This is a genomic window from Actinomadura meyerae (assembly GCF_900188445.1).
In the GTDB taxonomy this organism is placed as follows: Bacteria; Actinomycetota; Actinomycetes; order Streptosporangiales; family Streptosporangiaceae; genus Spirillospora; species Spirillospora meyerae.
In genome coordinates this window covers 83,635-103,960 of sequence record NZ_FZOR01000001.1, presented here as the reverse complement: position 1 = coordinate 103,960, position 20,326 = coordinate 83,635, and the positions used below count along the sequence as shown (strand labels likewise).

The following is a 20,326-nucleotide window of genomic DNA, read 5'->3' as shown; positions in this document are numbered from 1 at the left end:
GCCCCCGGCGCGAACACTCCGGTCCGCCCGCCCGCCCGCGGTTCGCGGGCGGGCGATGGCGCGCGCCGTCTAGACCTCTTGCGCGCGGGCCACCCGGTTCACGGCGGACAGGATCGCCTTGAGGGAGGCGGTGACGATGTTGCCGTCGATGCCGACGCCCCACACCGTGCTGCCGTTGACGTCGCACTCGACGTAGGCGGCGGCGCGGGCGTCGCCGCCGGCGCTCATCGCGTGCTCGGCGTAGTCCAGCACCCGCACGTCGATCCCGATCGTGGCCAGCGCGTCCTCGAACGCCGACACCGGGCCGTTGCCGACCCCCTCGATCTCGCGGATCTCGCCGTCGATGCGGACGTCGCAGCTGAGCGCGTCCTTCTCGTCCACCCGCGAGGTCGCCCGGTGGGCCAGCAGCCCGGCGCGCGGCCCGTTGGACAGGAACTCGGCCTGGAAGATCTCCCACATCCGCTCGGGCGTGACCTCCCCGCCGGAGGAGTCGGTGTGCTGCTGCACCACCCGGGAGAACTCGATCTGCAGCCGCCGCGGCAGCTCCAGCGCGTGCTCGGTCTTCATGATGTAGGCCACGCCGCCCTTGCCGGACTGGCTGTTGACCCGGATGACGGCCTCGTACGTCCGGCCCACGTCGTGCGGGTCGATCGGCAGGTAGGGGACCTCCCACCGGTACTGCTCCACCGGGACCCCGGCCGCCTCGGCGTCGCGGCGCAGGTGGTCGAAGCCCTTGTTGATGGCGTCCTGGTGCGAGCCGGAGAACGCCGTGTAGACCAGGTCGCCGCCGTAGGGGTGCCGCTCGTGCACCGGCAGCTGGTTGCAGTACTCGACCGTCCGGCGGATCTCGTCGATGTCGGAGAAGTCGATCTGCGGGTCGACGCCCTGGGTGAACAGGTTCAGCCCCAGGGTGACCAGGCACACGTTGCCCGTGCGCTCGCCGTTGCCGAACAGGCAGCCCTCGATCCGGTCGGCCCCGGCCATGTACCCCAGCTCGGCGGCGGCCACGGCCGTCCCGCGGTCGTTGTGCGGGTGCAGCGACAGCACGATCGAGTCGCGGTGGGCCAGGTGGCGGTTCATCCACTCGATCTGGTCGGCGTACACGTTCGGCGTGGCCATCTCCACCGTCGCCGGCAGGTTCACGATGACCTTGCGGTCGGGGGTGGGCTTCCACACCTCGTTGACGGCGTTGCACACCTCGACGGCGTACTCCAGCTCCGTGCCGGTGAACGACTCGGGCGAGTACTGGAAGAAGATCTCGGTGTCGCCCATGTCCTCGGCGAGCTTGGCGCACAGCTTGGCGCCCTCGACCGCGATCGCGGTGATGCCGTCGCGGTCCTGCCCGAACACGACCCGCCGCTGCAGCGTGCTGGTGGAGTTGTACAGGTGCACGATGGCCTGCTTGGCGCCGCGCACCGCCTCGAAGGTCCGCTCGATCAGTTCCGGACGGGCCTGCGTCAGCACCTGGACGACCACGTCGTCGGGGATGTGGCCTTCCTCGATGATCTGCCGGACGAAGTCGTAGTCGGTCTGGCTGGCCGCGGGGAACCCGACCTCGATCTCCTTGTAGCCCATCCGTACCAGCAGCTGGAACATCTTCAGCTTGCGGTGGGCGTCCATCGGATCGATCAGCGCCTGGTTGCCGTCGCGCAGGTCGACCGCGCACCAGCGGGGCGCCTCCGTGATGACGGCGTCGGGCCAGGTGCGGTCGGCCAGCTTGACCGGGGCGAACGGGCGGTAGCGCTGGAAGGGCATACCGGAGGACTGCTGCTGCGGATACATCCGTTGAGAACTCTCTGCTCGAACCTCGCGGCCGACGTCCACGTCAAAGTCCCGCAGCGAGGGAGCCGACCTGGTCTACAGGCCCCCGCTGCGGCCGCTAAGGAGGAGCAGCTCACGCAACACGTCCGCCAAGTTAACAGATGCCATCCGGGTTCCGGAAACCGGCGTCCGCATGTTGAGACGACTTTGACCTCTTCCGCCTCATCGCAACGACGTCCGGCGCCTTCGCCATTCCCCGTGGACGGTCAGGGGACGAGCACGGAGAGGCAGGTCACGCAGCCGTCGAGGGCCTCGAACTCGCTGATGTCGACCTGGGTGACGCGCAGCCCGTCCGCCGCGAGCCGCGCCGCCGTGCGCGGCGCGGACGCCGCCATCAGGACGTGGTCGGGCCCGAGCGGCACCACGTGCGCGCCGGCCGGCTCGGGCGCGACGCGCAGGCTCGGCAGCGCCGAGGTGTCCACCAGCTCGGGCCGGCCGATCAGGCCGCCGTCCGGCAGCGCGGTCACCGCCGACTTCAGGTGCAGGCAGCCGCGGGTGTCGACCGGCACGACCCGCCGCCCGCCCAGCAGCCGCGCCAGCTGGCAGATGCCCTCCTCGTTCGTACGGGCGCCGCGGCCCGCGTAGACGGTGGCGCCGACGCTCAGCACGTCGCCGCCGTCCAGGGTGCCCGGCGGCTCGATCCGCTCGATCCGCAGGCCCAGCTCCCGCGCCGCCCGCTCGGCGCCCGGCAGCTCGCCCCGGCGGCGCTCCTCCCCCGAGCGGCACACGATCGCGAGGTCGCCCGCGACGACCAGGGCGTCCTCGACGAACACGGCGTCGGGCCGGTCGTCCGCCGGCGGCACCGCCCGGACCGGCCAGCCCGCCGACCGCAGTGCCGCGACGTAGGCCGCGTGCTGGCGTGCCGCGAGCGCGGCGTCCACCGGGCGCCGGACCGCATGGGTGACGATCCCCTCGGCGATCCGCGGGCCGGGGGCCCGGACGAGCGCCCATCCGGCGGCCATGTCAGCGCGATGCCCCCTCGGTGGTCACGATCACGCCCAGCGCGTACGCGGGCGACATGCCGAGCAGGTCGGCGATGCCGTGCAGGGCCTGCCGCTCGCCGTCGGCGAGCGGCCCGTCGGCCAGCCCGATCCGGACGGCCTGCGCGAGGAACCACTCCTTGGCCTCCACAGCGAGCTGCGCTCCGGCCCGCACGACCTCCCGCTGCAGGAACGTGCGGCGCAGCGCGAGGTCGGCGTCGACGGCGGCCGAGTCGTAGTCGGGCTCGCCGTACCCGGTGACGGTGGCGATCGCGCGGGCGCGCGCCGCGGGGGCGGACGGGTCGCCCGCCCGCAGCACCAGGGCGGCGGCCGCCCGCATGCCCGCGGCCAGGGTCTCCCCCAGTTGCCGCGCGGTCGGGGTGCGCAGCGCCGCGACCGGGAACCGGCCCTTGCACGTGCGGCACTCCACCGTCTCGGAGAGCCGCCAGAGCGGCACCATCGGGACGAAGAACACCGAGAGCCAGCGGCGCCCGGCGCGCCTGCGGTAGGCGCGGTCGCCACCGCACCGGGGGCAGTGGAACGTCCCCTCGCTGACGGTACGGAACACCGCCGTCAGCCCGAAAACGAGCAACACCGGGGATCTCCTCCCATAACGGACTCTGTCCAAAGTACCGACCCGGCGCCGCCGCCGTGGCCGTCCCGGTCCAGGGGGCGCGTGCCCTTACGCTGGGTCCATGACCGGTGACCTGGGTTCCGACGCGGGGCGCGACCGGCCGCGCCCGTCCTTCCTGCCGCCCGTCGACGGCTACCCGCCGCCCGCCGGCGAGCCCGTCCCGGACGCGTACGCCGCCCCGGAGCCGGCGCGGGGGCGCGGCGGCGCGCTGTGGATCCTCGCCCTGATCGCCTCCGCGTCGGCGCTGCTCGTGTCGGCGTTCCTGCCGTGGGCGCACGCCGCGGTCGCCGTCGAGCTGTTCGGCCGCACGCTCACCCGCGACCTCGGCAGCGTCGCCGGGATCGACGCCGACGACATGGTCCTCGCCGTCCCGGTGCTGGCGGTCATCGCGATCGCGCTCGCCGGCTGGGACCTGATCGGCCGGGACCCGCGGATCGGCGGGCTCGCCGCCGTCCCCGGCACCCTCGCCCTGCTGGTGTGCGGCATCTTCGTGCTGCGGCTCGGGGACGTCCGCGACGACCTGCCCGAGACCGGCCTGGACCTCGGCTACCAGATCACCGTCCGCTACGGCTGGTACCTCGCGGTCGTGGCGTCCCTGTTCGTGGTCGGCTTCAGCCTCGCCCGCCCCATCGGCGCGCGCGCGGCCCGCTCGCAGACCCCCGGCGCCCACGAGTACCAGTACCGGCCGCAGGAGCAGTACCAGCCGCAGTACGCCTACCCCGAGCAGCCGGGCGACGGCGCCGCCTGGCCCGACGAGGACCGGGCCTGGGGCCGCCGCCACGACGCGCCGGAAGAACTCCCGGGATCCGAGCCCGGGCCCAGGCCCGCTCCCGAGCCGGAGCCTAAGCCCGATCAGTCATAGAACCCGAGCCGGCGGAGCTGCTTGGGGTCGCGCTGCCAGTCCTTCAGGACGCTGACGCGTAGGTCGAGGTAGACCTTGGTGCCGAGCAGCGCCTCGATCTGCCGGCGCGCCGCCGCGCCGACCTCGCGGAGCCGGGAGCCCTTGTGGCCGATGATGATGCCCTTCTGGCTGGACCGCTCGACGTACAGGTGGGCGTAGATGTCGACGAGGCCGTCGCGGCCCTCGCGCGGCGCCATCTCGTCCACCACCACGGCGATCGAGTGGGGCAGCTCGTCGCGGACGCCCTCCAGCGCCGCCTCCCGGATCAGCTCGCTGATCAGGACCTGCTCGGGCTCGTCGGTGAGGTCGCCTTCCGGGTAGAGCGGCATGCCCTCCGGCAGGTGGCGGATCAGCAGGTCGCCGACGAGGCCGACCTGGAAGCCGTCGGCCGCCGAGCACGGCACGATGTCGGCGAACTCGCCGAGGCGGCCGACCGCGAGGAGCTGCTCGGCGACCTGCTCGGGCGCGGCCAGGTCCGTCTTCGTGACGATCGCCACCACGGGCGTCTTCTTCACCCCCGCCAGTTCGCGGGCGATGTACTTGTCGCCGGGCCCGACGGGCTGGTCGGCGGGGACGCAGAACCCGATCACGTCCACCTCGGTCAGCGTGGACCGGACGAGGCTGTCCAGCCGCTCCCCGAGCAGCGTGCGCGGCTTGTGCAGGCCGGGGGTGTCGACGATGACCAGCTGCGCGTCCGGCCGGTGCACGATCCCCCGGATGGCCCGCCGCGTCGTCTGCGGGCGGCTGCTGGTGATCGCCACCTTGGTCCCGACGAGGGCGTTCATCAGGGTCGACTTGCCCACGTTCGGCCGCCCGATGAAGCACGCGAACCCCGCCCGGTGCCCGCCGGGCGCCTCGTTTCCCACACTGGTCATCCCCCAATTGTCGCCCACCCGGAGGAGCGGAAGGCACGTCGCGCCGGGCGGCAGGGCGCCGGGGCGGCCGGGCACCGGGGCGCGGGGCGGGGGGCGTCCGGTCAGGCGGCGGGGTTGCCGAGGCGGCCGAGGGAGGCGCGGGCCTTGTCGGTCCACTGGGCGGCGCCGAGGCGGCCCGCGACCTCTGCGGCCCGGCGGTAGTGGGCGGCGGCCGTCTCGGCGGGGCGCTCCAGGAAGACCGCGAGGTCGCCGAGGATCTGCGCGACCGGGCCGATCGTGGCGGCGGCGGTGGCGCCGCCGGTGATGTGGCCCTCGTACGGCAGCAGCGCCGCGTAGGCCCGCTCGGCCAGGTCGCGGTCGCCGAGCGCCATCGCGCGCAGCGCCCGGATCGACATGGTGAGGTCGAAGAAGTAGTCGAGCCGGATGGGCCCCGCGCCGGCGGCGACTCGCCGCGCCTCCGCGGTGCGGCCGGCGGCGGCCAGGGCGAGGGCGTACACGTCGGCGGTGGCCTCGACGTGGGGCCACTGGCGGTGCAGCCAGGCCGCGCCGTCCACCAGCTCGCCCTCGCGGCCCTCGCCGAGCCGCAGGCAGAACAGGCCGACGAAGACCATGCCGCGCTCGCTGAACCAGATGCCGGTCCGGCCGATGGCGCCGCCGACCTCCTCGTAGGTGCGCTCGGCCGCGTCGAACCGGGCGGCGAAGGCGTGCACGAGCCCGGCGTACCAGCCGGCGATCTGCGCGAGCAGCGGCAGCCCGTACTGGTCGGCGAGCCGCCGCCCCTCCGCCAGGTGCCGGCGCGCGGTGGCCAGGTCGAGGGCGGCGACGGCGCACTGCTGGAGCTGCAGGTGCGCGAGGACGCGGTAGGTGCCGAGGTCGTGCTCGGCGGCGAGGTCGAGGAGCTCGGCCGCGAACCGGGTGCGGCGGTCGAGGCCGCCGGCGGTGCGGTAGCCGTTGACGTAGCCGCCGTTCAGCGCGGCGGCGAGCAGCTCCGGCACGCCGAGCTCGCGGGCCGTGGCGATGGCCTCCTCGGACGCGGTGAGCCCGCGGTCGTCCTGCTCGCCCTCCAGCTCCATCGCGAGGGTGGTCAGCAGCCGGACGCGCAGCTCGCGCTCGTCCGCGGGCAGGAGGTCGAGGGCCTCGCCGGCCGCCTCGACCACGGTGCGGTCGACGGTGCCGTACTCGCGGCTCGTCCACAGGGTCGGGATGTCGAAGCTCGTGATGATCCGGGCGAGCAGCCGGACGTCGCCGAACGCGCGGGCGTCGGCGATGGCGGCCAGCCGCCGGTCCCGCGCGGCGACGACCTGACCGGACAGCGCGCCCGCGCGGATCGCGGCGGCCTCCGCGGCCAGCCGGTCGCGGGTCGTGGCGGGCCCCTGCGCGCGCAGCGCCTCGACGGCGCGGGCCCACAGCTCGGCGGCGGCGCCGTGCGCGAAGCGGGCCTCGGCGGCCGCGGCGGCGAGGCGCGCGTACCGGACGGCCTTGGCCGGGTCGGCGCCCGACTCCAGGTAGTGGTGGGCGATCGCGGCGGTCTCGTCGGGCGTGTGCCGTTCGAGGGCGGCGGCGACGCGGCCGTGCAGCCGGACGCGGCGGGCCTGGGACAGCCCGGCGTAGAGGGTGTCGCGGACGAGCGCGTGCGCGAACCGCATCCGGCCGGGCGCCGGCTCGACGACCAGGCCGCTGTCCAGGCCCGCCTCGACGGCGTCGACGACCGTGTCGTCGTCGCCCGCGAGGTCGGACAGCACGCGCAGGTCGGCGTCCCGGCCGATGACGGCGGCGTCCCGCAGCACGGCGCGGGCCGGCTCCGGCAGCCGCGCGACGCGGCGGCGCAGCACGTCGCCGACCCCCGCGGGCACCCGGCGGGTGGCGGCGGGCAGGCCCTCGGCGTCCAGGAGCCGGGCGGTCTCGCGGGTGAAGAACGGGTTGCCGCCGGTCCGCTCGGCGATCGCGGTGACCTCGGCGTCCTCCAGGCGGGTGGCGCAGACGCCGCGCAGGAGGGCGGCGGTCTCGTCCGGGGACAGGCCGCCGAGGTCGATCCGCACCGGCTCGTGCCGGGCGAGGGCGGCCAGCGCTCCGGCGAGCCCGTCGGCGACCTCCGTCGGCCGGAACGTCGCCACCAGCAGCACGCGCCGGTCCCGCAGCCGCCCGGCGAGCCGGACGAGCAGGGCGAGGGTCTCCTCGTCCGCCCAGTGGAGGTCGTCCAGGACGAGCAGGAGCGGTGCCGCGTCGGCGAGCCCGGCGAGGTAGTCGCCGACGGCGAGGTGGAGCCGGAAGCGCCCCATGCCCACGTCGGCGTCGCCCTGCCCGGTGGCGGCGTCGTCCAGCAGCGGGCCGAGCCGGGCGGCCGTCCCCTCGGCGGGCGGCGCGTCGGCGGCCAGGCCGCGCAGCAGCTCGGCCCAGGGCCAGGCCGCGGGGGCGCCGCCGGTCTCGGGTGCCCGTCCCCACGCGCACGTCCAGCCCCGCTCGGCGAGGCCGCCCGCGAACCGCTCGGCGAGCGCCGTCTTGCCCATGCCCGCGTCGCCGCCGACCAGGACGGCGCCGCCCCGGCCGGCCGCGGCGGCGTCCGCCGCGGCCGCCAGGTCCGCGAGCTCGCGGACGCGGCCGACGAAGGCCGGGGGCTCCGGCCGGGGTGCGGGCGCGACCCGGAGCACCGGGCGGGCGGGCACCGGCCTCTCCGGCGCGGGCGCCGGCTCCCCCAGCTCGGGCGCCTGCGCCAGGATGCCGGCTTCGAGGCGGCGCAGCGCGGGGCCCGGGTCGACGCCGAGCTCCTCGGTCAGGGCCGCGCGGGCGCGGCGCAGGGCGGCGAGCGCGTCGCCCTGGCGCCCGGCGCGGTAGAGGGCGAGGGCGAGCAGCCGCCACGCCTCCTCGCGCAGCGGGTCGGCGGCGGCGTGCGCCTCCAGGTCGGGGACGACCTCGGCGGCGGCGCCGAGCCGCAGCGCGGCCGCGGCGCGGCGCTCCACGGCGATGCGGCGGCGCTCCTCCAGCCGGGCGGCCTCGGCGGCGGCCCACGGCAGCCCGGCGAACTCGGCGTAGGCGGGGCCGCGCCATTCGGCGAGGGCGGACTCGGCGCTGCGCCGCGCCTCCGCCGGGTCGGTGTCCAGCAGCGCGGCGGACGCGTCGATCAGCGCGTCGAACCGCCACGCGTCGACGGCGCCGTCCGGCAGCCGGAGCGCGTACCCGGGCGGCTCGGTGGTGAGGATCCGCGCGGGGGTGCGGGGCGGCCGGTCCGGCTCCAGGGCGCGACGCAGGTGCGACACGAACGACTGGAGCCCGGCGGCGGCGCGGGGCGGGGGCTCGGCGCCCCACAGGTCCGCGACGAGCCGGTCGGCGGGCACCATCCGGCCACGCGCGGCGACGAGCCGGGCGAGCACGGAGCGCTGCCGGGTGCCGCCGAGGTCGGCGGGCGCTCCCGCCACCTCGGCCGCGAAGGCCCCGAGCACGCGTACGACAGGCGACATGTCCCGATCAGACTAACCGGGACATGTCCGCCCTACGTGATCACTCCCCCGTCAGGCGCGGCTGGGTTCGGGCTCCCGCTCGGCCGCCGGGGCGGGCGCGGCGCCGCCGTGCACGTCGATGTGCGGCAGCACCCGGCCGAGCGGCCGCGGCAGCCACCAGTTCGCCCGGCCGAGCAGCGACATCGCGGCGGGCACCAGCACCAGCCGGACGACGGTCGCGTCCAGCGCCACCGCCACCGCGAGCCCCACGCCCATCTGCTTGACGACCAGGCCGGGGTCGGCGGCGAAGCCGAGGAACACCGCCACCATGATCAGCGCCGCGCTGGTGATGACCCGGCCGGTCGCGGCGAGCCCGGTGGTCACCGAGCCGCGGGCGTCGCCGTGCGCCAGCCACTCCTCCCGGACCCGGGACAGCAGGAAGACCTCGTAGTCCATCGACACGCCGAACAGGACCGCGAACATCAGCAGCACGATGAACGACGACACCGGGACGCTGTGCGGGAGCCCGAGCAGGCCGGTGCCCCAGCCCCACTGGAACACCGCGGTCAGCACCCCGTACGCGGCGCCGATCGACAGCAGGTTCATCACGGCGGCCTTCAGCGGCACCAGCACCGACCGGAAGACGATCAGCAGCATGACGAAGGACGTGGCGACGACCACCCCGATGACCGGCCACAGCCGGTCCGACAGCGTCCGGGACAGGTCGACGTACACGGCGGTCAGCCCGGTGACCTCCGCGCCGGGCGGCAGCGCGTCCGCGCGGATCCGGTCGACGAGGCCGGTCACCCGCTCGTCCTGCGGGCCGTACTCGGGCGTCACCACGATCACCGCGGCGTCGCGGCCCGGGGACATCTGCGGCGGCGCGACGGCCGCGACGCCCTCGGTGCGGGCCAGCCGCTCCCCCAGCCCCGGCAGCGCGCCGGGGCCGGTCTCGCCGAGGTCGACGGCGACGAGCAGCGGCCCGTTGGCGCCGGGCCCGTAGGCGTCCGCGACGAGGTCGTACGCCTGCCGGACGGTGTTGGACGTCGGCTCGCTGCTGGCGTCGCTCGGCCAGGTCCGCATGCCGAGCGCGGGCGCGGCCAGGGCCAGCATCACCACCGCGGCGGCGAGCAGCCACGGCCACGGGTGCCGCCCGACGTGCCCGGCCCACCGCCGCACCCGCGGCGACTCGACCGTGATCCTCGCGCCGGGGGCGCGGTCGCGGCGGCGCAGCACCCGCCGGCCGGCGAGCCCGAGGACCGCGGGCAGCAGGGTGAGCGCGCTCAGCACGGTCGCCGCGACGACGAGGCCGGTGGTGAAGCCCATGGTCATGAAGACCTGGACGCGGGACAGCACGAGCCCGCACAGCGCCAGCAGCACGGTGAACCCGGCGAACAGCACCGACAGGCCCGCGGTCGCGATGGCCCGGCCCGCCGCCTCCGGCACTTCCAGCCCCGCGGCGAGGCCCTCGCGGTGGCGGGTGAGGATGAACAGGGCGTAGTCGATGCCGACGCCGAGACCGACCATGCTCGCCACCGTCGGCGCGGTGGTCGCGACGTCCGTGACGGCCGCGAGCAGCGTGATGCCGGACACGCCGGCGCCGAGCCCGGCCAGCGCGACGATCAGCGGCATGCCCGCGGCCACCGCCGACCCGAACGCCAGCAGCAGGATCACCAGCGCCGCCACGATCCCGATCGCCTCGGCGACTCCGCCGGGCGCCGTCACGTTCTCGGGGACCTGGCCGCCGAACTCCACCTGGTACCCGGCCTCGTCCAGACCGCCGGTGGCCGACCGCAGCAGGTCGAGCGTCTCGTCCGGCGCCAGGTCGGTGACGGGCACCGAGTAGCGGACGGTCAGCAGCGCCGTCGCGCCGTCCGCGCTCGGCCGCGGCGGGTCCACCGCGCTCACGTTCGGGAGCTCGCCGAGGTCGGCGGCCGCCGCGGCGAGCTTCGCCTGGTCGACCTTCCCCGACTCGGCGTGCACCACGACCCGCGCGTCCGCGCCCGCCACCGCGGGGAACCGCTCCCGCAGCAGGTCGGTGGCCCGCTGCGAGCCCGTTCCGGACAGCGTGTAGTCGTCCTGCAGCGCTCCTCCCGCGACGCCCGCGAGACCCCCCACCGCCGCGACGAGCGCGAGCCACACGAGGATGAACCGCCAGGGCCGCAGCGCCGCGGCCTTCCCCAGGCGGTAGAGCAGACGGGACATGATTCCCCCAGACGACCGGCGAACTCCGACGGCTCGAGAATCGCGCGGCGCTCTTGCCGCCCACTTGCCGGTGACTTGCGGGCCACCCCGTACGCTGGGCGCGTGAGCGAGCTGAACCCCGAGGACGCCAAGATCATCACCCTGGCCCGGTCGGCGCGGGCCCGCACCGGCGCCGCCGAGGGCGCCGCCGTCCGCGACGAGACGGGCCGCACCTACGCCGCGACGAGCGTGGACCTGCCGTCGCTGAAGCTCTCCGCCCTCAAGGCCGCCGTCGCGATGGCCGTCTCCAGCGGCGCCGAGGACCTGGAGGCCGCCGCCGTCGTCACCGCCGCCGAGACCGCCGACCCCGGCGACGTCGCGGCAGTCCGCGACCTGGGCCCCAAGGCGCCCGTCCTCGTCGCGAACCCCGACGGGACGCTGCGCACCACCGTCGGCTGAGCGCGGGCGCGGCGGGCGGCCCCGCTAGCGGGACCGGCCCGTGTCGTCGGCGCCGGCCGCGTCGGCGGCCGTGGCGCCCAGCCGGTGCACCAGCACCGTGCCGATCCGGTTGCGGCGGCCCGCGATCGTCTCCGCCTTGAGTGACAGCACGGGCCCGCCGTCCGCGGGGCCCACCTCCGCCGTGGAGCCCTCGATCGGGACGCGGCCGAGGGCGTGCGCGAGCAGCCCGCCGACGGTCTCGACGTCCTCGCCGTCCAGCTCCACGCCGAACAGCTCGGCGAGGTCCTCGACGGGGAGCCGCGCGGTGACCCGGGCGGCGCCGTCCGGCAGCCAGGTCACCGGCGGGATCTCCCGGTCGTACTCGTCGGTGATCTCACCGACGATCTCCTCCAGGATGTCCTCGATCGTGACCAGGCCGGCGGTGCCGCCGTACTCGTCGATGACGATCGCGACGTGGATCCGCCGGGCCTGCATCTCGCGCAGCAGCTCGTCGATCGGCTTGCTGTCGGGCACGTAGGTGGCCGGGCGCATGACCGAGTCGACCGTCTCGGTCGACTCGCCCGCGCGGTGCTCCTGGCTGCGCCGGGCGATGTCCTTCAGGTAGGCGATGCCGACGACGTCGTCCTCGTTCTCGCCGACGACCGGGATGCGGGAGAAGCCGCTGCGCAGCGCGAGCGACATCGCCTGCCGCAGTGTCTTGGTCCGCTCGATGAACACGATGTCGGTGCGCGGCACCATCACCTCGCGGACGAGGGTGTCGCCCAGCTCGAACACCGAGTGGATCATCTCCCGCTCGACCGGCTCGATCAGCTCCCGCTGCTCGGCCAGGTCGACGAGGTCGCGCAGCTCCGCCTCGGACGCGAACGGGCCCTCCCGGAACCCCTTGCCGGGCGTGAGCGCGTTGCCGAGCAGGATCAGCAGCCGGGGCAGCGGCCCGAACACCCGGGTGACCGGGTGGATCACCGCGGCGCCGGTCAGCGCGATCCGGTCGGCGTGCTGGATGCCGAGGGTGCGCGGCCCCACCCCGATCACCACGTAGCTGATCAGGATCATGATCGCGGCGGCGGTGACGTAGGCGCGCCACGTCTCGTCCAGCCAGGAGATGCACAGGTCCGCCACGATCACGGTGGCGACCAGCTCGCAGCCGATCCGCAGCAGCAGCACCATGTTCACGTAGCGGGCCGGGTCGGCGACGACCTCGGCGAGCCGCTTCGCGCCGCGCCGCCCCTCGCGGAGCGCCTCGTCGACGGTGACGCGGGACACCCGCGCGAGCGCCGTCTCGGTGCCGGCCAGCAGGCCCGCCATGAAGACCAGGCCCGCCGCCAGGGCGGACAGCCACGCCTGCGCGGTGCTCATCAGCCGCCGCGTTTCTCCCGCCAGGAGGCCAGGAGCTCGGCCTGCAGGCCGAACATCTCCCTGTGCTCCTCCGGCTCGGCGTGGTCGTAGCCGAGGAGGTGCAGGATGCCGTGCGCGCACAGCAGCTCCAGCTCCGCCTCGGTGCTGTGCCCGGCCTCCCGCGCCTGCCGCTCCGCCACCGACGGGCACAGGACGACGTCGCCGAGCAGCCCCGGATCGGCCTCGCCGTCCTCGTCGGCGCCGCCGGACATGTGGCCGGGGCGCAGCTCGTCCATCGGGAAGGACAGCACGTCGGTCGGGCCGGGCTCGTCCATCCACTTGACGTGCAGCTCGGTCATCGCGGCCTCGTCGACCAGCAGCACCGACAGCTCCGCGAGCGGGTGGACGCGCATGCCGTCCAGGACGTGCCGGGACAGCGCGGCGAGGGCCTCCTCGTCGACGGGCACGCCCGACTCGTTCAGCACCTCGATGCTCACTGCCGCCCCCGCTTGCGGGGGCCGCCGCGCCCGCCCTGGCCGCGCGCGACCTCCGGGACGCGCTCCTCGTCCCAGCGGTTGTAGGCGTCGACGATGTCGGTGACGAGCTTGTGCCGGACGACGTCGCGGCTGTCCAGCCGGCAGAAGTCGATGTCCTCGACGCCCTCCAGGATGTCCTGCACGACGCGCAGGCCGCTGGTCTGCCCGCTCGGCAGGTCGACCTGCGTGACGTCGCCGGTCACCACGACCTTCGAGCCGAACCCGAGCCGGGTGAGGAACATCTTCATCTGCTCGGGCGAGGTGTTCTGCGCCTCGTCCAGGATGATGAACGAGTCGTTCAGCGTCCGCCCGCGCATGTACGCCAGCGGCGCGACCTCGATCGTGCCCGCCGCCATCAGCCGCGGGATCGAGTCGGGGTCGACCATGTCGTGCAGCGCGTCGTACAGCGGCCGCAGGTACGGGTCGATCTTCTCGTAGAGCGTGCCCGGCAGGAAGCCGAGCCGCTCCCCCGCCTCCACCGCGGGACGCGTCAGGATGATGCGGTTGACCTGCTTGTCCTGCAGCGCGCGGACGGCCTTGGCCATCGCCAGGTACGTCTTGCCGGTGCCGGCGGGGCCGATCCCGAACACGATCGTGTGCTTGTCGATCGCGTCGACGTAGCGCCGCTGGTTCAGCGTCTTCGGGCGGATCGTCCGGCCCCGGCTGGACAGCACGTCCAGGGTCAGGACCTCCGCCGGGCGGGCGCCGCTCTCGCCCCGCAGCATCGCCAGGCTGCGCTCGACGGCGTCGGGGGTGAGCTGCGTGCCGCCCTTGAGCAGCTCGAGCATCTCGGTGAACAGCCGGGACACCAGCTCGGTGTCGTCCCCGGAGCCGGTCACGGTGATCTCGTTGCCGCGGACGTGGATGTCGATGTCGCTGCCGAACGCCTGCTCGATCGCGTGGAGCAGCTCATCCCGGGAGCCGAGCAGGCTCACCATCGAATGGTCGTCCGGCACCACGATCTTGATCTGCGGGCGCGAGCCGTTCCGGTCGTCGCGCCCCGTGCGAGTTGCCCTCGTGTGAGTTGATTCGACCATCAGCCGGGCCTTGCGGCCTTCGGACCTGCCTTCTGTCTGCTCCGGGTGTCCAGGTATGCCGGTTCCATCGTACTGGGCACGCCCGGCCCGGCACCGAAGGGTTTTCCGCGTGGCGTCCGGGCCGGCTAGCCGGGCGGCCAGTTGAGGCCACGGCCGCCCAGCACGTGGGCGTGCACGTGGAAGACGGTCTGGCCGGCCTGGGCGCCGGTGTTGAACACGATCCGGTAGCCCGTCTCCGCGATGCCCTCGTCGGCGGCGACCCCGTGCGCCTCGCGGATCACCTCGGCCAGCAGCCCGGCGTCGGCCGCGGCCAGCTCCCCGGCGGTCGGGTGGTGCTCGCGCGGGATGACCAGCACGTGCGTCGGCGCCTGCGGGTTGATGTCGCGGAACGCGACCGTCCCGGCCGACTCCCGGACGATCGTGGCGGGCACGTCCCCGGCAACGATCTTGCAGAACAGGCAGTCGGTCATCTGTCTCCCCTCGCCACGGCACCCGTACCGGCCTCCGACCGGCCCCGGAATCCTATCGGGACCCGCGCGGCCGCGGCCCGCGGCGCCCCGGCCCGGACGGGGCCCGCGGCGCGGGGCGGCGTTCCCGATGATCGACCTCCCCGTTGCGGTCACCATTCCGACCGGCCACTGGTTAAGGTTGTCAGCTCAAGGCGTACCCCCCGGTCCGCGGTCATCGCGGCGCGCTCGCGGACCGGCGGGCGCGCCCGATTCGTGCCACCCCGAGGGCGCCCGTCCGAATGGACGGCCGGGGCGGGCAAAGGCGGCGGAGCAGGTGACCGAGGCAGATCAGGACATGCCCCTTCGTAAACCGGGCGAGGAGGGCGCGCGTCGAACTGACGTGACCGAGACCCTCGTGGCCAGGGGCACGGCGGGGGCGGTGGCCGTCGCCTGGGACGCCGATCAGGCGGTGACCGCGCTCTACAGCGCCAACTACCGATCGCTCGTACGCCTCGCCGCCATGCTCGTGCGGGACGCCGGGACGGCCGAAGAGGTCGTCCAGGACGCCTTCGTCGCGATGCACGGCGGCTGGCGGCGGCTGCGCGACCCCGACAAGGCCCTGTCGTACCTGCGCCAGTCCGTGGTGAACCGGTCGCGATCGGTGCTCCGGCACCGCGCCGTCGTCGAGAAGTACGCCCCGAAGGGGCTGCCGGACGCGCCGAGCGCGGAGGCCGGGGCGATCGGGGAGCTGGAGCGCTCGGCGGTGATCGACGCGCTCGCCCGGCTCCCCGCCCGCCAGCGGGAGGCGCTCGTCCTCCGCTACTACGCGGACCTGTCCGAAGCGGAGATCGCCAACGCGATGGGCATCTCCCGCGGCGCCGTCAAGAGCCATACGGCGCGCGGGATGACCGCGCTACGCAACGTCCTGGAGCAGTTCACATGACCACCGACCCCCACGACGAGCACGGCGAGATCCTCCGCCGCGCCCTGCACGCGGAGGCGGATACGGTCAACCCCGCGGGCGACGGCCTGGAGCGCATCCGGGCCCGCATCGCCGACGGCCGGAGCCGGCGGTTCGGGCTCGGCCGGTTCGGACCCGCCCGGTTCGGGTGGGACCGGTTCACCGTCGGCTGGGCGCGGCCCGTCCTCGCCGTGGCCGCCGCCGTCGTCGTCGCCGGGCTCGGCGTGACGGCGCCGCAGACCATCGACCTCATCCAGCAGTCCGTCGGCAACAGCGGGCCGTCCGGCGGCGCGCAGAACAACACCGACGGCGACCGCGCCGCGGCCCCGGGGAACCCGGAGTTCCCCGAGCCGCCCTCGGCGGGCGGCACCCCGTCCGGTTCGCCGTCCACCTCCGCGACGACCAGCACCAGCTCGTCGCCGGGGCTGTCGTCGTGCCGCATCCCGCCGCCGGCGGGCACGGCGCCCGCCTCGCCGGGCACGGCCGCCACGCCGACGCCGGCGACCACGCCGTGCCCGAGCGAGACGCCGACGCAGGCGCCGACCACCCCGCCGCCGTCCACGCCGACCACCCCGCCGACCTCGCAGAAGCCCACCGACACGCCCACGCAGCCGCCGGCGAGCACCCCCGCGGGGACGAGCGATGAGGGTTCGGGCACCACGCCCTGACGGGCCCTGACGGCTCCGGCGGCCTCGCCGGGCCGCGCTACCAGCGTCCGGTGGCGGCCAGCAGCACGCTGCCGGCCGCGACCCCGGCCGTCGACGTGCGCAGGACGGTCGGGCCGAGCCGCACCGCGCGGCCCCCGGCCGCGGCGAACCGCTCGAGCTCGCCCTCGGTGATGCCGCCTTCGGGCCCCACCACGAGCACGATGTCGCCGGCGGCCGGCGGCTCCACCCCGCTCAGCGGCGCGCCGGCCTCCTCGTGCAGCACCAGGGCGAGCGACGCGTCCGCGATCCGCGCGGCGACGTCCTCGGTGGAGGCGAGATCCGGCACCTCCGGCAGCCGGGTGCGCCGCGCCTGCTTGGCGGCCTCCCGCGCGGTCGCGCGCCAGCGCCCGAGGGCCTTGTCGCGGCGCTCCGGGCGCCACCGGGTGACGCAGCGCTCCGCCGCCCACGGGACGATCGCGTCCACGCCGGCCTCCGTCATGGTCTCCACGGCCAGCTCGCCCCGGTCGCCCTTGGGCAGCGCCTGGACGACCACGATGCGCGGCGCGGGAGGCGGCTCCCGGTGCCGGGCCAGCACGTCCAGGGTGAGGGACGCGCGGTCGGCGGCGGTGACGACGCACTCGGCCAGCAGGCCGGCGCCGTCGGTCAGGTCGACGCGCTCACCGGGCCGGAGCCGCCGCACGGCCGCCGCGTGCCGCCCTTCGGGGCCGTCCAGGACGACCGTGCCGCGCTCCAGCGCGTCCGCCCCGGCGAGGAACACCGGCGGGCTCATGGGGGCCTCTCAATGCTCGGGATCGCCGCGGCGGCCCTCCCGGTAGGCCGCCGCCACCTCGCTTCAGTGCTGGTTGAAGACGTCCTTGATGCGGGAGAACACGCCGCTGCGGTGGCCCGGGGCGAACTTGCCGGGCGGGCGCTCCTCGCCGCGCAGGGCGGCCAGGCGGCGCAGCAGCTCCTCCTGCTCCTCGTCGAGCCGGCCCGGCGTCTCCACGTTCACGTGGATCATCAGGTCGCCGCGACCGCTCTCGTTGAGGTGCCGGACGCCCCGGTTGTAGAGCGTGATCACCTGCCCCGACTGCGTGCCGGGCTTGATGTCGACGCTCTCGGCGTCGTCCAGCGTCTCGATGGTGACGCTGGTACCGAGCGCCGCCGCGGTCATCGGGATCTCGACCGTGCAGTGCAGGTCGTCGCCCTCCCGCTCGAAGATCGGGTGCGGCTTCTCGACGATCTCCAGGAACAGGTCACCGGGCGGGCCGCCGCCCGGGCCGACCTCGCCCTCGCCGGCGAGCTGGATGTGGATGCCGTTCTCCACCCCGGCCGGGATCTTGACCTTGACGGTGCGCCGGGTGCGGACCCGGCCGTCGCCCGAGCACTCGGTGCACGGGTTGCGGATCACCGAGCCGAACCCGCCGCACGCCGGGCACGGCCGCGCCGTCATGACCTGGCCGAGGAACGAGCGCTGGACCTGCTGCACCTCGCCGCGCCCGTGGCAGGTCTCGCACGTCTCCGGGTGGGTGCCGGGCGCGCAGCCCGACCCGTCGCAGGTGGCGCAGGCCACCGCGGTGTCGATGGACAGCTCGCGGGTCGTGCCGAACGCGGTCTCGGCGAGGTCGAGCTCGACCCGCAGCGTCGCGTTGCGGCCGCGCCGGGCCCGCGACCGCGGGCCGCGCGAGGTGGCCGTCCCGAAGAAGGCGTCCATGATGTCGCTGAACGGGAACCCGGCCGCGCCGAACCCGCCGGCGCCCGCGCCCGCCCCGGAGGCGAACGGGTCCGCGCCGAGGTCGTACATCTCCCGCTTCTTGGGGTCGGAGAGCACCTCGTACGCCTGGGTGATCTCCTTGAACTTCTCCTGGGTCTCCGGATCCGGGTTGACGTCCGGGTGGAGCTCGCGCGCCAGCCGGCGGTACGCCTTCTTCACCTCGTCGGCGCTGGCGTCGCGCCGGACCCCCAGGGTCGCGTAGTAGTCGTTCGCCACCTTACGACCCCGCCAGGATCTGTCCCACGTAGCGTGCCACTGCCCGTACCGCTCCCATCGTGCTGGGGTAATCCATGCGTGTAGGCCCGAGTACTCCGAGCCTGGCCAAGGTGAGGTCGCCGACCCCGTAGTCCGCGGCGACCACCGAGGTCGATCGGAGCCCCAGGTCGGGGTTCTCGGTGCCGATCCGCACCGTAACTGTAGAGGAGTCGCCGGTCTCGCCGAGCAGCCTCATCAGCACCACCTGCTCCTCCAGCGCCACCAGGACCTCCCGCAGGCTCTGCGAGAAGTCGACCGCGGCGAGGTTGGCCGCCCCGGCGAAAACGATCTTCTCCTCGTGCTTCTCGACGAGCGTCTCCAGCAGCACCGACAGCACCGCCGCCGCGACCGGCCGCTCGTCCGGCCCCACCTTCTCGGGGAGGTCGGCGACCGCCGTCGGCACGTCGCCGAGGCCGAGCCCGTCGAGGCACGTGTTGAGCAACGCCCGCAGGTGCCCGATCGATTCCTCGGAGATGGCGGAGGGCGTGTCGATGACCCGCTGCTCCACCCGCCCGGTGTTGGTGATCAGCACCAGCAGCAGCCGCCCCTCGGCGACCGGCACCAGCTCGACGTGCCGCACCGACGAGCGGGTCAGCGACGGGTACTGGACGACCGCGACCTGCCGGGTGAGCTGCGCGAGCAGCCGCACCGTGCGGCCGACCACGTCGTCGAGGTCGTAGGCGCCGGACAGGAACGTCTCGATCGCGCGCCGCTCGGCGACCGACAGCGGCTTGATCGTCGACAGCCGGTCGACGAACAGCCGGTAGCCCTTGTCGGTGGGGACGCGGCCGGCGCTGGTGTGCGGCTGCGTGATGTAGCCCTGCTCCTCCAGCACCGCCATGTCGTTGCGGATGGTCGCGGGCGACACACCGAGGTTGTGCCGGTCCGCGAGGGCCTTCGACCCCACCGGCTCGTTGGTGGAGACGAAGTCCTCGACGATGGCGCGCAGGACGGCGAGCTTCCGGTCGTCCAGCACGGCGTCACCTCCCTCGTCCGGTCGGCCGTTCCGCTGGCACTCCATACTCTAGAGTGCCAATTGTACGGCCCCGTACCCCTGATCGGAGTGCCCGCGCACTCCCCGGATGGCGGCGCGATCCTATCCGTATCGGACGCCGCCGCCCCATCCGTGCCGCGCGCGGCCGCCCCATCGTGCCGGACGCGTCCGCCACGCCGAGGGACGAGGGGCGACGCCGCGCGGCCGTCCCGCCGGGTTAATGTGCGGACCCGTGCGCAGTAAGGACTACGGAAACGACGTGCTCGCCGGCGACTGGCGCAGGCCGCGCAAGGGTCGGATCCCGGAGGTCCCGGCCGAGCTGGGGCTGGTCGCGGAGGACCCCGGCAGCGGCTTCTGCGGCGCGGTGGTCGGCTGCGACAAGTTCGGCGTCACGCTGGAGGACCGGTTCGGCAAGCGGCGCGTGTTCCCGCTGGCCAAGGCCGGCTTCCTGATCGACGGCAAGCCGGTCACGCTGGTCAGGCCCGCCGCGGCGCCCAGGGGACCGGCGCGGTCGGCCTCCGGCTCGATCGCCGTCCAGGGGCTGCGCGCCCAGGTCGCCAAGGAGAGCCGCATCTACGTCGAGGGCGTCCACGACGCCGAGCTGGTCGAGAAGATCTGGGGCCACGACCTCCGCGTGGAGGGCGTCGTCGTGGAGTACCTCGAAGGCGTGGACGATCTGCCCGCCATCGTCGAGGAGTTCGGCCCGGACGAGGGCCGCCGCCTCGGCGTCCTGGTCGACCACCTGGTCGAGGGGTCCAAGGAGTCCCGGATCGCCGCGCGGGTGTCGTCCCCGCACGTCCTGATCACCGGCCACCCGTTCATCGACATCTGGGAGGCGGTCAAGCCCGCCGCCGTCGGCATCCCCGCCTGGCCCCGCATCCCTCGCGGCATCCCGTGGAAGGAGGGCGTCGTCGCCGAACTCGGCTGGGGCGACGACACCGGAGCCGCCTGGAAGCGGATCCTGAACTCGGTCAGCACCTACACCGACCTGGAACCCGCACTCCTGGGCCGGGTGGAGGAACTGATCGATTTCGTCACCGCATGAGCTTC

General features: G+C 74.8%; 18 protein-coding genes. 5 read left to right on the top strand and 13 right to left on the bottom strand.

The annotated features are described in order from the left end of the window. Nucleotides 1-69: 69 nt before the first annotated feature. From leuA to CHF16_RS00430, 3 genes are all read right to left on the bottom strand, one after another. Entirely contained in the window at nucleotides 70-1,782 is a 1,713-nt protein-coding gene (gene leuA / locus CHF16_RS00440; protein WP_089323847.1) for a 2-isopropylmalate synthase, read from the bottom strand. A 245-nt stretch (nucleotides 1,783-2,027) separates the two neighbouring features. Next, nucleotides 2,028-2,783, bottom strand: a complete 756-nt coding sequence (ddaH, locus tag CHF16_RS00435; RefSeq protein ID WP_089323846.1) for a dimethylargininase — start codon at nucleotides 2,781-2,783, stop codon at nucleotides 2,028-2,030. 1 nt (nucleotide 2,784) lies between these two features. Then, the gene (locus CHF16_RS00430) at nucleotides 2,785-3,396 is read right to left on the bottom strand and encodes a hypothetical protein (RefSeq protein WP_143227836.1); all 612 of its coding nucleotides are present in this window, start codon (nucleotides 3,394-3,396) and stop codon (nucleotides 2,785-2,787) included. A 100-nt stretch (nucleotides 3,397-3,496) separates the two neighbouring features. On the opposite strand from CHF16_RS00430, the gene CHF16_RS00425 reads away from it, so the two are divergent. After that, nucleotides 3,497-4,297, top strand: a complete 801-nt coding sequence (locus CHF16_RS00425; protein WP_089323844.1) for a hypothetical protein — start codon at nucleotides 3,497-3,499, stop codon at nucleotides 4,295-4,297. On the opposite strand, the gene era is transcribed toward CHF16_RS00425, so the two are convergent. From era to CHF16_RS00410, 3 genes are all read right to left on the bottom strand, one after another. Then, nucleotides 4,288-5,211 (bottom strand): GTPase Era, encoded by a 924-nt coding sequence (era, locus tag CHF16_RS00420; protein ID WP_089323843.1) that lies wholly within the window; start codon nucleotides 5,209-5,211, stop codon nucleotides 4,288-4,290. The two genes, CHF16_RS00425 and era, sit on opposite strands and share 10 nt — an antisense overlap. Nucleotides 5,212-5,312: 101 nt before the next feature. After that, the gene (locus CHF16_RS00415; RefSeq protein WP_089323842.1) at nucleotides 5,313-8,666 is read right to left on the bottom strand and encodes an ATP-binding protein; all 3,354 of its coding nucleotides are present in this window, start codon (nucleotides 8,664-8,666) and stop codon (nucleotides 5,313-5,315) included. Nucleotides 8,667-8,717: 51 nt separating this feature from the next. Next, nucleotides 8,718-10,850 (bottom strand): MMPL family transporter, encoded by a 2,133-nt coding sequence (locus CHF16_RS00410; RefSeq protein ID WP_089323841.1) that lies wholly within the window; start codon nucleotides 10,848-10,850, stop codon nucleotides 8,718-8,720. Nucleotides 10,851-10,952: 102 nt separating this feature from the next. Between CHF16_RS00410 and CHF16_RS00405 the strand changes: the two genes are divergently transcribed. Further along, complete coding sequence (locus CHF16_RS00405; RefSeq protein WP_089323840.1) at nucleotides 10,953-11,288, top strand: cytidine/deoxycytidylate deaminase family protein; 336 nt, start codon at nucleotides 10,953-10,955, stop codon at nucleotides 11,286-11,288. Between the two features lie 24 nt (nucleotides 11,289-11,312). On the opposite strand, the gene CHF16_RS00400 is transcribed toward CHF16_RS00405, so the two are convergent. The 4 genes from CHF16_RS00400 to CHF16_RS00385 all read right to left on the bottom strand — a co-directional run bounded on the left by CHF16_RS00400 (nucleotide 11,313) and on the right by CHF16_RS00385 (nucleotide 14,666). Further along, nucleotides 11,313-12,644: a hemolysin family protein gene (locus CHF16_RS00400; RefSeq protein ID WP_179271328.1), complete on the bottom strand. Its 1,332-nt coding sequence runs from the start codon at nucleotides 12,642-12,644 to the stop codon at nucleotides 11,313-11,315. Then, the gene (gene ybeY / locus CHF16_RS00395) at nucleotides 12,644-13,120 is read right to left on the bottom strand and encodes an rRNA maturation RNase YbeY (RefSeq protein WP_089323839.1); all 477 of its coding nucleotides are present in this window, start codon (nucleotides 13,118-13,120) and stop codon (nucleotides 12,644-12,646) included. The genes CHF16_RS00400 and ybeY overlap by 1 nt, the downstream gene beginning before the upstream one ends. Continuing rightward, nucleotides 13,117-14,196 (bottom strand): PhoH family protein, encoded by a 1,080-nt coding sequence (locus CHF16_RS00390; protein ID WP_089323838.1) that lies wholly within the window; start codon nucleotides 14,194-14,196, stop codon nucleotides 13,117-13,119. The genes ybeY and CHF16_RS00390 overlap by 4 nt, the downstream gene beginning before the upstream one ends. Before the next feature lie 125 nt (nucleotides 14,197-14,321). Further along, nucleotides 14,322-14,666 (bottom strand): histidine triad nucleotide-binding protein, encoded by a 345-nt coding sequence (locus CHF16_RS00385; protein WP_089323837.1) that lies wholly within the window; start codon nucleotides 14,664-14,666, stop codon nucleotides 14,322-14,324. 379 nt (nucleotides 14,667-15,045) lie between these two features. Between CHF16_RS00385 and CHF16_RS00380 the strand changes: the two genes are divergently transcribed. Next, nucleotides 15,046-15,588 carry a SigE family RNA polymerase sigma factor gene (locus CHF16_RS00380; protein WP_245868104.1) on the top strand — a complete coding sequence of 181 codons (543 nt, stop codon included), beginning with the start codon at nucleotides 15,046-15,048 and terminating at the stop codon, nucleotides 15,586-15,588. Then, nucleotides 15,585-16,274 carry a hypothetical protein gene (locus tag CHF16_RS00375; RefSeq protein ID WP_089323835.1) on the top strand — a complete coding sequence of 230 codons (690 nt, stop codon included), beginning with the start codon at nucleotides 15,585-15,587 and terminating at the stop codon, nucleotides 16,272-16,274. The genes CHF16_RS00380 and CHF16_RS00375 overlap by 4 nt, the downstream gene beginning before the upstream one ends. 37 nt (nucleotides 16,275-16,311) lie before the next feature. Here CHF16_RS00375 and CHF16_RS00370 read toward each other — a convergent pair whose 3' ends face one another. The 3 genes from CHF16_RS00370 to hrcA form a co-directional block, all read right to left on the bottom strand. Beyond that, entirely contained in the window at nucleotides 16,312-17,043 is a 732-nt protein-coding gene (locus tag CHF16_RS00370; protein ID WP_089323834.1) for a 16S rRNA (uracil(1498)-N(3))-methyltransferase, read from the bottom strand. Between the two features lie 63 nt (nucleotides 17,044-17,106). Continuing rightward, nucleotides 17,107-18,243, bottom strand: a complete 1,137-nt coding sequence (dnaJ, locus tag CHF16_RS00365) for a molecular chaperone DnaJ (protein WP_089323833.1) — start codon at nucleotides 18,241-18,243, stop codon at nucleotides 17,107-17,109. 1 nt (nucleotide 18,244) lies between these two features. After that, nucleotides 18,245-19,258 carry a heat-inducible transcriptional repressor HrcA gene (gene hrcA, locus CHF16_RS00360; protein ID WP_089323832.1) on the bottom strand — a complete coding sequence of 338 codons (1,014 nt, stop codon included), beginning with the start codon at nucleotides 19,256-19,258 and terminating at the stop codon, nucleotides 18,245-18,247. A 250-nt stretch (nucleotides 19,259-19,508) separates the two neighbouring features. Between hrcA and CHF16_RS00355 the strand changes: the two genes are divergently transcribed. After that, entirely contained in the window at nucleotides 19,509-20,321 is an 813-nt protein-coding gene (locus CHF16_RS00355; RefSeq protein ID WP_245868103.1) for a DUF3097 domain-containing protein, read from the top strand. Nucleotides 20,322-20,326 lie beyond the last annotated feature (5 nt).

Coding starts and splice junctions, on each gene's coding strand:
- era (WP_089323843.1), bottom strand. CDS start 5,211: ATGACCAGTGTGGGAAACGAGGCGCCCGGCGGGCACCGGGCGGGGTTC.
- CHF16_RS00370 (WP_089323834.1), bottom strand. CDS start 17,043: ATGAGCCCGCCGGTGTTCCTCGCCGGGGCGGACGCGCTGGAGCGCGGC.
- leuA (WP_089323847.1), bottom strand. CDS start 1,782: ATGTATCCGCAGCAGCAGTCCTCCGGTATGCCCTTCCAGCGCTACCGC.
- CHF16_RS00400 (WP_179271328.1), bottom strand. CDS start 12,644: ATGAGCACCGCGCAGGCGTGGCTGTCCGCCCTGGCGGCGGGCCTGGTC.
- CHF16_RS00390 (WP_089323838.1), bottom strand. CDS start 14,196: ATGGTCGAATCAACTCACACGAGGGCAACTCGCACGGGGCGCGACGAC.
- CHF16_RS00415 (WP_089323842.1), bottom strand. CDS start 8,666: ATGTCGCCTGTCGTACGCGTGCTCGGGGCCTTCGCGGCCGAGGTGGCG.
- CHF16_RS00410 (WP_089323841.1), bottom strand. CDS start 10,850: ATGTCCCGTCTGCTCTACCGCCTGGGGAAGGCCGCGGCGCTGCGGCCC.
- CHF16_RS00375 (WP_089323835.1), top strand. CDS start 15,585: ATGACCACCGACCCCCACGACGAGCACGGCGAGATCCTCCGCCGCGCC.
- CHF16_RS00385 (WP_089323837.1), bottom strand. CDS start 14,666: ATGACCGACTGCCTGTTCTGCAAGATCGTTGCCGGGGACGTGCCCGCC.
- ddaH (WP_089323846.1), bottom strand. CDS start 2,783: ATGGCCGCCGGATGGGCGCTCGTCCGGGCCCCCGGCCCGCGGATCGCC.
- CHF16_RS00425 (WP_089323844.1), top strand. CDS start 3,497: ATGACCGGTGACCTGGGTTCCGACGCGGGGCGCGACCGGCCGCGCCCG.